This is a genomic window from Paenibacillus periandrae (genome assembly GCF_022458865.1).
GTDB lineage: Bacteria > Bacillota > Bacilli > Paenibacillales > NBRC-103111 > Paenibacillus_S > Paenibacillus_S periandrae.
On the sequence record NZ_JAJNMU010000004.1, the window covers coordinates 357,524 to 368,922 of the forward strand.

At 44.5% G+C, this 11,399-nt stretch carries 8 protein-coding genes; 1 reads left to right on the forward strand and 7 read right to left on the reverse strand.

Annotated features, from left to right (window positions below):
- Window positions 1-2 precede the first annotated feature (2 nt).
- From LRL21_RS08710 to LRL21_RS08720, 3 genes are all read right to left on the reverse strand, one after another.
- On the reverse strand, window positions 3-905 hold the full coding sequence (locus LRL21_RS08710) for an ABC transporter permease (protein ID WP_240415452.1): 903 nt from the start codon (window positions 903-905) through the stop codon (window positions 3-5).
- Window positions 906-1,037: 132 nt separating this feature from the next.
- Window positions 1,038-2,648, reverse strand: a complete 1,611-nt coding sequence (locus LRL21_RS08715; RefSeq protein ID WP_240415384.1) for an extracellular solute-binding protein — start codon at window positions 2,646-2,648, stop codon at window positions 1,038-1,040.
- A gap of 298 nt (window positions 2,649-2,946) precedes the next feature.
- Complete coding sequence (locus LRL21_RS08720) at window positions 2,947-5,232, reverse strand: helix-turn-helix domain-containing protein (protein ID WP_240415385.1); 2,286 nt, start codon at window positions 5,230-5,232, stop codon at window positions 2,947-2,949.
- Window positions 5,233-5,503: 271 nt separating this feature from the next.
- On the opposite strand from LRL21_RS08720, the gene LRL21_RS08725 reads away from it, so the two are divergent.
- Window positions 5,504-8,011, forward strand: a complete 2,508-nt coding sequence (locus LRL21_RS08725) for an O-antigen ligase family protein (RefSeq protein ID WP_240415386.1) — start codon at window positions 5,504-5,506, stop codon at window positions 8,009-8,011.
- Window positions 8,012-8,123: 112 nt separating this feature from the next.
- On the opposite strand, the gene LRL21_RS08730 is transcribed toward LRL21_RS08725, so the two are convergent.
- The 4 genes from LRL21_RS08730 to nikD all read right to left on the reverse strand — a co-directional run bounded on the left by LRL21_RS08730 (window position 8,124) and on the right by nikD (window position 11,388).
- Window positions 8,124-8,282: a hypothetical protein gene (locus LRL21_RS08730; protein ID WP_240415387.1), complete on the reverse strand. Its 159-nt coding sequence runs from the start codon at window positions 8,280-8,282 to the stop codon at window positions 8,124-8,126.
- A gap of 141 nt (window positions 8,283-8,423) precedes the next feature.
- Entirely contained in the window at window positions 8,424-9,608 is a 1,185-nt protein-coding gene (gene cntE, locus LRL21_RS08735) for a staphylopine family metallophore export MFS transporter CntE (RefSeq protein WP_240415388.1), read from the reverse strand.
- A gap of 107 nt (window positions 9,609-9,715) precedes the next feature.
- Window positions 9,716-10,537 (reverse strand): nickel import ATP-binding protein NikE, encoded by an 822-nt coding sequence (gene nikE / locus LRL21_RS08740; protein WP_240415389.1) that lies wholly within the window; start codon window positions 10,535-10,537, stop codon window positions 9,716-9,718.
- Between the two features lie 35 nt (window positions 10,538-10,572).
- Entirely contained in the window at window positions 10,573-11,388 is an 816-nt protein-coding gene (gene nikD / locus LRL21_RS08745; protein ID WP_240415390.1) for a nickel import ATP-binding protein NikD, read from the reverse strand.
- Between the last annotated feature and the right edge of the window lie 11 nt (window positions 11,389-11,399).

An 11,399-nucleotide genomic window follows, 5' to 3' on the forward strand; every position in this document is an offset into this window, starting at 1 on the left:
CCTTACCATAAGCTGCTGCCGCTGGCCTTCTTGCTTAAATAATTGGCTGCGAGAAGCACAATAAAATTAATTACCGAGTTAAATAGCCCGACTGCCGTACTAAAGCTATAGTCGAATTCCAGAATCCCTTTACGGTATACATAGGACGAAATCACGTCGGCCGTTTCATAGGTTGCCGGGTTGTAAAGTAAAATAATTTTTTCAAATCCAACATTCATCATGTTTCCGATCGCCAAAATCAGCAGAATAATGATGGTCGGACGAATACCCGGAAGGGTAATATGCCAGATTTGCCGCCACTTGTTCGCCCCATCGATCTTGGCTGCCTCGTACTGCTGAGGGTCGATACCCGTAATTGCCGCCAAATAAATAATGGTTCCCCAACCGATCCCCTGCCAAATTTCCGTAGAAACGTACAAGGTTCGAAAAAAATCCGCCTTTTGCAGAAAAGCGATACGTTCCCCGCCAAAATAAGCAATCATATCGTTGATCAAGCCGTCTGTTAGCGTGAAATCGCGCAGGATTCCGCACACGACAACCAGTGTAATGAAATGCGGCATATACGTTATCGTTTGAGTGACTCTTCGAAAAATGGAGCTTTTGAGCTCATTCAGCAGCACTGCCAAAATAATCGGAGCCGGAAACCCGAACAGTAAATTGTAAAAACTTAGCAGCAGCGTATTCTTCATAATGCGAAAGAAGTACAGGCTTCCAAAAAATTCCTTGAAATGCTCCAACCCAACCCAGCGGCTGCCCACAATTCCTTTAATCGGTGTGTAGTCTTTAAAAGCAATGATCGCTCCATACATAGGTGTATAAGCAAACAGAATATAGAACAGCACAACGGGCGTTACGAGCAAATATAGTGCCTTATTACGAACAAAATCCTTGCGCACAATGGTCAACCATGAAGATCGTTTTGTATATTTTAAACTGGCTTCTCCTGATTCGATCCGCACATTCATCATTCAATTCCCCTTTACTGTCAAGCAAATTGCAGGGGAAAACCAAGAGCTTTCCCCCCTCACTTTTTCGTCTTATCTTTTTTGATAACGCTCCAAGGCCTTTTGCTTGAGTTCAACTGCTTTGTCGACTCCCAATTTCTTTAATTGCCCCACATAAGCATCGAATTCATCAAGTGGTTTATCACCAAGAATGAATTTAATTTCCGACTCCTTTACCAACACGTTCACTTCATTCAATATCTTGGCGATTTCCTTCGATTCCTCAGGAAGCTGTGTAATCGGAGGAAGCAAATATTTGGCATGGTCAGTATTCTGCCAAAGCTTGACCGCATCTGCAGCCTGCTTAACCGTTGCAGGCTCCGGTCCAACCTGCATAAACGGATGATTCGTAATACGTGCGATTCCGGACAGGGCGGCAAATGGTGTTTTTCCCTCAGGATTTTTCGTAATTAGATCCGTATATTTGATTTGGCCATTTTCCAGCGTATACGTAAGACCCTCAATGCCGAACATATTCAGCATCTGGCCTTCCTTGGAATAGTTATAATCCAGCCAACGAGCGGCAGCCTCAACATTTTTGGAGTTTCCTGAGATCGCACCTGAGCAGCAGCCAAAGTAAGCATTATCCATCTGTCCGAACTTCGGCCGTTGGCCCTTCTCTAAGGTCGGATAAGTCGTACCAACAAGCTCCACCTTTGGCTCTGTCGCCTTTAAAGCATCCATATATTTGTCGATATAACCGTTTGTCCATCCAACCGTCGCACCACTGGCGTTTGTCGTCATTTTTTTATCGACCGTTTTGGCATCAATCGAAGCAAAGTCTTTATCCAGAAGGCCCTCAGCGTACCATTTGTGCATCGTGGTCAAAAACTGCTTGTAACCAGGCTGGATATTACCAAAGACCACTTTCCCGTTCTCCTGATAAAAACCGTTCATCACGCCATAAGCCCCTTGGAAGGCAGAGGTTCTTTCCCAAAACATCGTACGAAGCGTGAATGGAGCGCTTACCCCCTTTTTCTCCTTGAACGTTTTCAGGACTGTATACCATTCATCCATCGTCGCAGGAACCGGTAGACTTAATTCGTCAAGCCAATCCTTCCTTATAATAGGTCCTCCGTAGATTTGAGCTTCTGGTGAACGGTAAAATGGAAACGCATAATAAGCGCCTGTATCTGTACGAATCGATTTGGCCATCTCTGGATTGTCCTTCAGAGCCTTTTGCAAATTAGGGGCATACTTATCAATGACATCGTTTAATTTCATAATGTATCCGAGCTCGATCGCCTTCTCGGGGCCGCCCGGAAAATTCAGCCAATCGTTCGTCCAAATGTCGGGAAGATCGCCGGAAGCAAGGATCAGATTGAACTCCTGTGAGTTCATTTTGGCTCCACCGCGATGATTGAGCTTAATGCCTGTACGCTTTTCCATCGTCTGCTGCCATGAGTTCTCGATCTTCAACTCTTCCTTGAACCCTTGCTCGGATCCCGGGAATTCCGTCATGTAGGACACCGTCACATTCTTTTTAAAAGGGTAGATCGCTCCTTGGGGAGTATCGGTCGTTCCCTTTGCATCCGCACCTTTATCCGTTGCTGCTGGAGCTGCCTGCTCCGAGCTGCAAGCGGATAACATCAGCATGATAGTTGCTAATAATGCGGTGCACATGCTATACCTATTTCTATTCATCCATAGACCTCCGTTGTTTGCTATTTTTGATCGATTGCTTAAATCCGGATTGGGTACCCGCTTTTAATGTAGGCGATAGCCGCCAGGTCATCAAGTTTCAATTTGAAAATGATCGACAAAATCACGAAAATCGCAGTAGTCAGTTTAAAAACAATGCTCATTTTGTAAAAAAACCTCAGATGGGAAGCCTATTCGATGTAAATAAATCAGCTTTTGTTTGCCAATAACAAAAGCCCAGGGCGCAGGAACGTTTTGACACGCTCCTTCATTACCCTGGGCTGTTATTGAAGAAAATCAGTTAATGAATGGTTCTGAATTTGCCGGGTGTCACTCCCTCGAATTTTTTAAATACCCGAATAAATGCGCTGCTGCTTGCAAATCCGACGCGCTGAGCCGTGTCATCAATGGTTGCACCCTCCAGCAGCAAACGCTTGGCATGCTTGAGCCGGGTCTGGCTGATGTATTCATGCAGCCCTTGCCCCGTCTGCTCCTTGAACAGCTTGGACACGTATTGCGGTGTAATCGAGAAATGCGAGCCGAGTAAAGATACGTTCAAATCGGGATTGGCATAGTGCGCCTCTACAAACTCCGTGACCTTATCGCCCATACTGGAATTGGATAAGGCTTTATACTTGCCTTCAGCATAATCGCAGACCCGCTTGATCATATCCAGCAGTTCGGTTTCAATTTCCAGTCGGGTATTACACGTAAGTATTCTTCGGACCGGTCTCAGTTCTTCCAAAATTCTCATGCCATTGTCTTCATTGTCCATAGATTTCATCATGGTGCTGATCAAATCAATCATCACGCATTTGAGCATTTCCATTGAGATTTGAGTTTGACCAAAGCTATGATCCAGCACATCAAGAACGAGTTGGCGAGCTTCTTCATAGCTGCCGCTTTTTAACAAATTGAGCAGAACCAGCTCCTGATTCACGGAATACGAGTAGGTATGGTTCGTGTTCCTGATATCGCTGTACCATACGATTTGACCCTCTCCCACGACCATTCGATATTCAAGGGCTTCGAGTGCCTGCAAAAAAGCTTGATGAATCTCCGAAAATCCAGTCTGCACATCACTAACCGCAGCAGTAAATTGAATCCGGAACCTATGCTCTATGAAATCTTTGGCCTCACCCAGACTTTCCTCCAATGTGTCCTTCCATTGAGTCGTGTCCTCCGAGCTGAAGTTTAATAAAGCCGCCAACGTTCCATCAATCTCGCTGAACCAGATCGAATGCATACTGCCCACTGCATCCTGGACAATATTGGATACAATAAACTGAGAAAGCTGGGCCTCCTTGTCCGTACTGCGGCTGCTGTCAATTTGAAATAAAAGCACAGCAAATTGAGAGGAAAGCAGTTCGATTTTGTATATGTGCAGGGATTCCGCTAGATCGACATCCTTTTCCAGCTGCCCCTTCAGCATCCTGGACACAAAATATCCGCGGAGCAGCTTGATCTGCTGCAGCTGCTTATTGTTAATATCATCCCGCTCCCGGATCGTTTCCATGATGGATTTGTGGATGAATTCGTATTCATTTTGTTCGTTGTCCATATTCAGCTTCGCCTTACCTGTTAACAAGCGAACCATTTGATTAATCGGATTGTAGTTCCTTCGGGCAAAAACAACGATCACCACGCCACCGATTACAAAACAGACGAACAATCCGAGTAAATTCAGGTTCCTCATATATTCAGCCTGCTCCCAAAAAATCCGGGATGGAATGATCGTTACATATTTCCAATCTGCGGCTTCGGACGTCGTGTACGAAACCATTACCTTTTCCCCGTCAATGGTGTCGAAGTAGCTGCCCTCCCGAGCCTTTGCCATGCTTTCATAAGCGATCATCGGCTTATAGGCAGGATCATTTTGGAACAGAATCTGATTGTTTGCATTCACAATCACAACATGACCACGGTCAACCCAATCCATGTTTTGAAGAATCTTCTCGATTTTAGTATTGTTAAGCGTAATTACCAATGTACCCAATGAATCCGCAGGCATTTGGATGGGCAAGGATTGCATATATGCAGTGGTTTCGGCAAGATGATCATTGTCCAGCTTCAGTATTCGTATGTATTCCTTTGTATGCGGAGCATTCATCAGTTGGGTCCATTTATCGTAAGTAAACGTATCGCTTTTGTGGAATATGTTATAGAACAAGTCACTTTGGGTATATGTTTCCGGGGTCAGTACAGCATTCAAGCTTTTCGAGTAAATGTAAATGTCCTTGATAAAATCGTTGGAGAGACGATATTTGCTAATTTCCTGGCCCATTTTATAAATCGTGAATTGGTACGCTGGCTCTGTCTCCTTGGTCAAATTGATATAACCAAGAATTTCATTGTTGATCGATAGCTGATTAACCAGTTTAGTCGTATGATCCACTCCGCTGTCAACAATGTATTTTACCTGCTTGAGCATTGCGTTGTTAGCCCGATTGATCTCAAACTCGACAATTTTCCCCGTCTGTGCATAAATAAAGGCGCTAATCAGCACGGGAATGATCAGGATGATCGAATAGGACAGCAACCATTTAAAGGCTATACTTTTTTTGAATCGAGAACTTCCAAATGCCATGGTATCATCTCCATCATTTCGTTTACCCATGGATATCATACTTCGAATCGTTCATAGCGGCAATCACAATCTACAGTTTAAACATAAATCATCCAAGCTAAGAGGAGTTCCTGGAATCGAATCCGTATAACTTCGGGAAGAGCAATATTTAAGAATATAAATATTCCAGAAAATGAAACAAATGTAGGGCTTGCTACGTCTAATGGGGTGGAAAATATTAGATGATATGTGAATCAAAAAAAGACAAAATTTTCTTGGAAAGAGGTTAGGTATGGCAGCATCATCAATACCCCATTCATACAAAAAGGACAGGGAACGAGGAAACAAGAGCTTTAAGGAAAGATCTCTGCTGTATTGGCTTTCGCTTGCATTAATTATCGTATTTTTGTTCGTATGGTTGTTTCAAACCGGGCTTTTTTACGGCTACACCGTACAATACGAATACGCATTGAATTCTGCGTTAATTTGGGCTGGGATCATGCTGTTTGTACTCAGCATTTATCAAGCTTACCATTGGAAATTAACGGATGTCAGTGATGTGCTCGGGCTATGGATATGGACAATACCCGCTGCTTACATTCTCGCATCCTTCCATGCTGTTTCAAGCCACTATGCCTCCAGTATGATTATGTTAAATGTGATGTATAGTATCTTTTTTGTATTAGCCGCAGCTTTTGCCAAGGACAAGCTCGGCGCACGAATTATTCAAAACGGTATCGTATTAGCTGGTTACGTCGCTGTCATTTATTGTTTTATGAATATGTTTGGCAATGCCTATTTTAGGGATGCGGTGATGCTATCCGATCAAGGACTGAGGTTAACTTCGGTTTTTCAATATGCCAATGCGTATGCCGCTTATTTGCTGGCCATTCTACTATCTGCTTTGTGGCTGTTAATGAATGAACGCAAATGGTATATGGTCTCGATCCACGCGGTTATGATAGTGCCGCTGCTTGTGTCGTTCCTTCTCACACTTTCCAGAGGTGGATTAGTCGTATTGCCTCTGATTGCGCTGGCTATTTTACCTTTTTTCAGATTCATACAGCAGATTTGTTTTTTTGTGTATGCGATAATTGGAGCCATCGGCGCGCTGCTGATTCTTGAGCCGATAAGAAGTCTTACGACCCGTATCTTTCAGCAAGTAACAGCGGGTGACCCCCTTCAACCTGCTCTACTCAGCCTGTTTGATTCTGAGTCGTTAAAGGGCTGGCTGATTGTAGGCTCCGTATCGATACTAGCGGGACTGGTCATTACGGTTATTCAACGATACGCGGTGCCGAAGCTGGAGCAGCGAACGCTTGCGATTAACAAATATCGGTTAGCCAATCTGTTTATTCCGATCATTCTGATTGTAGCGGGCTTGTTCGGGGCTATACTGCTGTCGGGAAACAATTTTGTTTCCAGGCTCCTGCCCGTAGAATTACAGACTCGACTGCAGTCGATTAATTTCCAGCAGCATAGTGTTCTAGAACGTTTGACCATGTATAAGGATTCTATGAAATTGGTAGGTGATTACCCCATTACTGGAGCCGGGGGTGGCGCATGGACGATTTTATATCAGCAGTATCAAAACAATCCTTATATCGTTAAACAAGTCCATAACTTTTTCCTGCAATATGGGGTTGAAACCGGCTTGATTGGAATACTGCTACTGTCTGTTCTGCTCATTACTATTTATTATTTGTATATCAGGCAGTACTTCAAGCAAAACATCGAAGATCGGGGCGGCTATCAGGTTTTCTATATCGTTTCCGTATCGATTTTGATCCATAGCCTACTTGATTTTGAAATGAGCTATGCTTATCTGGCTTCGGTTGTGTTCCTTTCTCTGGGTGGTTTGGCTGCAAGCTTGCGGTTCATCCCCTCATTAATCAAGGAAAAAGCTCTGTTCGGTCGCATAAATGAAGGCAAAGCACGCTGGATATACCCGTTCTTGATCGGTGTTGTCTCGATTGTTGTCATGGTATCCGGACTTAAAGAGTTAAATGGTAATCGGCAGTACATGGCGACACTAGAAAAGCTGCAGAGCAGCGAACAGGTTCGTTTTGAAGATGTGATGAAACCGATGAATGCTGCCTTGGCCGCGACACCTGCTCATCCAGATTATGTGAATCTAAAGCTAAGCCTGCTGTATCAAGCTTACAATCAAACTAAAAATGCTAGCCTGAACGAAGAGGCCAAAACCTATTTGGAGCTGTTGAAGCAGAAGGAGCCCTATAATAAAGAAAGCCTTGAGACTGAGTATAACCAGTACATTACGGAAGGGAAATTAAACGAGGCTTTAGCCGTGACAGAGAGAAACCTGCGTAATAATAGCTGGGGTATTAATATTCGACAAGGCGGACAGAACTGGTATGAACGTGCGATTGGTCTTTATGCTGAGCTGGGTGACCGTGCGAGAACGGATAGCAACAAGGAATTGAATGTCAAGCTATGGAATCAAGCTGTTGAGACTTACCAGCAGGTGCTGACCCGTAAGGAGTCTTTAAAAAGCCTTCCCAAAGGACAGATGCAAGGGGAGCCATTTGATGTTACTCCCGGCATTTCATTAGCGATAGGGAAAATTTACGCGGAACGGCAGGATTACAAAGGCGCGGCAGATGTACTGCGACTGAATGCCGGCCTTCAATCGGATGCGCCCATTTCACGTATGATCGTGAGATGGTACTTGGCAGCCTTGCAAAAATTAGGGCAAAATGATCAACAAATCTATGATTCCTTTACCACTAAGTTCCCGGAGGAAAAAGCGGAAATTGCCAAGCTGGCAGCTTCGATATGATGGAAAATGGAATGTCCTTTTTAACGGAGTCCCCCAGTCGCCACAGAGGCAGCTGGAGGATTTTTTTCCGTATGCTATCAACAAGATAGTTTATCCATAATTTTACAAATAATTAATGTACACTTCCCCCAGAAACCAGAGGCACATTGCCAAGCGCCCAGCTAATCATAAAATAAATAAAAGGGCCGAACGTAATCACACCCATCAGGAAAATAACAAGGCCAAGTCCGCTAAATTGGTTTTTCGGTTCTGTATTTTTCATTAACTCCATAAATCATACCCCCACCTATTCGTTATTAACTTTAGCTGCTTATAGAACTGATTATAAGTTGTTAGGTTAAGAACGTAAGTGATATAAATCATAGAGAATTAATAAAAACACTGGTAATGAAATGTTTCGAGAAACGTCTTGTCAATGTCTATTCAAGCGACGCCCGATTACGTATACAACTCCAGCAGCGACAAGCAGCAGGCTGGCACATACGCTATACATCAACGAATATGACCAATGGTCAGCAATCGGTCCCATTGCCATATTGCCGAGCACGGCGCCAAGGTCTGATACCGCAATAAATATACCAATAAGCGTATTGCGGGAAGCCGCTGGCAGCACAAAGGTTAAATACGTCATTAACGTTGGATACAGCAGTGCCATGCCAAGTCCGTTTAATACAGCCGACGCATACATAAGGGCTGCTCCATAATGTATAGACATGGCTAATAGCTGAATGCCTACGGTTAAGCACAGCAGCAGGCTGATAACTAAAGGGGCATGCCATTTCCCTTCTGAAGGTACTTTTTTGCGAAGAGCAAATCTGGATAATACGATGACGCCCGCCTGAACCATGAGATAGAGGCCGGCATTGCCGACTCCGCTTTGTTGTGTATACAGCACAATGAACGTTACAACAGCGCCAAAGCCTGCGGAAGCAATGAGCATAGCCATACTGCATACGAGAAAGGCGCGATTGCTCCATAATTGGCTGAGCTGGGCCATCATGGAGCTTTTTGGCTTCCCGTCATCGTTACTGATCATACGGGACGGAAGTGGCGAATGGTATCCTATAACGCTGGATGCAAGGCCAACTATGAGCATGGCAGAAGCGAACGCCTTCATCCCGCCCCAATCCCACAAATATAAAGCGACCATGGGTCCGATTACGGTAGGCAGCATGCCTGCTAACAAATACAGTGAGATGCCTTGCGAACGCTCTTTTTCGGGTAACGTGTCGACAAGGCCCATTTGCAAGGCTAAGGAGAAAAAAGCTGTCGTAATGCCTTGCAGAGCACGAAGAACAAAGTACCATTCCAGACCGGATTGTGTATAAAGAGCCAAAATAACGAAGTTTGCCATTAATAAAATACGCAGCACGAATAGTGGGCCAAAGCGGTAGACAACGTTGCCCGCCCATGGGCGGAACAGCATGCTGGTCATCATATAAGCGCCCATCATGATACCAATTTCGGTATTGCTTGCCCCTTCGGCTTCACCACGCAGCGGAACAACAATATTGATAATGGGATTTGCACTGAAAAACAAAAACGTAATGACATAAAGTCTAATAAAAGGTGAGGATACGGACAGATTTGTGCTCATAGTGGTAAACTTACTCCTTTCAAGTACGGCACAGTGGCCAGAGGCCATCACGTAAAAAAGTGTGTTGGCTGCCACGTTGAATCGCCTCGTGGTTATGCCTCACACACTTAAGTAGTTTGCTGAACGTTTCTTACTTTCCGATTTCCCGGATGGTCGGCTAGAACAGATTGCAGCAGACTTTGTACAGCAGGATGTGGCGAAGTGAAGATTTGTTCCTTTTCCGCAAACATTTCAACCAGTTCACCTTGGTCTAACACGGCTAACCGATCTGACAGAACATAGGCAGCTTCCAAATTATGTGTAATAAATAAGTAAGAAAGCCCAAATGAGCGTTTTAAATCGTTCAATAAATCCAAAATTTGGGTTTGGGTAACCATATCGAGGCTGCTTACCGATTCATCCAGTACAATTAGCTTCGGCTTTAAGGCAATCGCTCTGGAGATATTAATTCTTTGCAGCTGTCCACCGCTGAATTGATTCGGATATTTGGTCATATCCTCCGCCTTTAAGCCGACCATCTCCAACAGCTCACCAATTGCATGCTTTTGTTTGCTCGGTGACCTGATTTCGTAGTTATCCAGCGGCTCTCCAATGATCTGTTCTACGGTCATTCGTGGATTTACCGAGGAATAACAATCCTGAAACACGACTTGCAAATCCCTTCTGGCCTGCTTTCGATCAGAAGCACTCATGTTGTAAAGATCTTTTCCTTGAAAAATAATTTGGCCATGCGATGGCTTCTCTAAGCCCAAAATAACTTTGCCAAGCGTACTTTTCCCTGCGCCGCTGCTTCCAAGCAGACCGAGACAAACACCCTCATCAATCGTTAGAGAGACATTGGAGAGGACGGGAATACCTCGACGCGATAAGCCGAACAGTCCGGATTTTCCATAAGCAAGGGTGATTTCTTTTACTTGCAGCAAGCTCATATGGTTCTACCCCGTTTGCTAAATTACATTTACGATCATGTCCTCATTGTCAACGAAGCAGGCAGCTTTAGCCTGGCGTTTAACAAAGTTTTTGTATAGTCGTTCTTGGGAGCATCGAACAGTTCAAATACATCGGCTTGTTCAACGATAGACCCTTGATGCATGACGATAACTTCATCCGCCATCTCCGCAATGACGCCCAAATCATGGGTAATTAATAAAATCGTTGTACCGTATTCCGATCTCAGCCGTTCAAGCTGCTTTAACACCTGAAGCTGGTTGACCACATCCAAAGCAGTCGTTGGCTCATCGGCGATTACGACGGCAGGCTTCAGACACATGGAAAGGGCAATCATGACCCGCTGAAGCATGCCCCCGCTCAGTTGAAAAGGATACAGCTTCATGAGACTTGAAGGATCAGGCAAGTTTACATTTTCCAGACAAACAGCTGCCAGCTCGAATGCTTGTTTTTTGCTCATTTTGCAATGCATACGGATAGTTTCTATAAATTGATGGCCAATCGTATACACGGGTGTAAAGGCATTCATCGGATTTTGCATAATAAAGCCAATCTCTTTGCCTCGAATACGCTGCATCTCTTGCTGGCTCAAGCCGTTCAGCTCACGTCCGTTTAATTGAATGCTGCCTTCCCTGATAGCTTGTTGACCTAACAATTGCAGCAAGGAGCTGCAGGTAACGGTTTTGCCGCTGCCGCTTTCTCCGACAAGACCAAGCACCTGACCTTGCTTCAAATCAAAATGAATATTGTGAATGAGCGGGAGCAAGCCCTGCTTCGTCTTCATGGTGACGCTCAAACCGCTTACCTGCATCACTTTGCGAGGCTCTTCCATCGTAGGTCTCA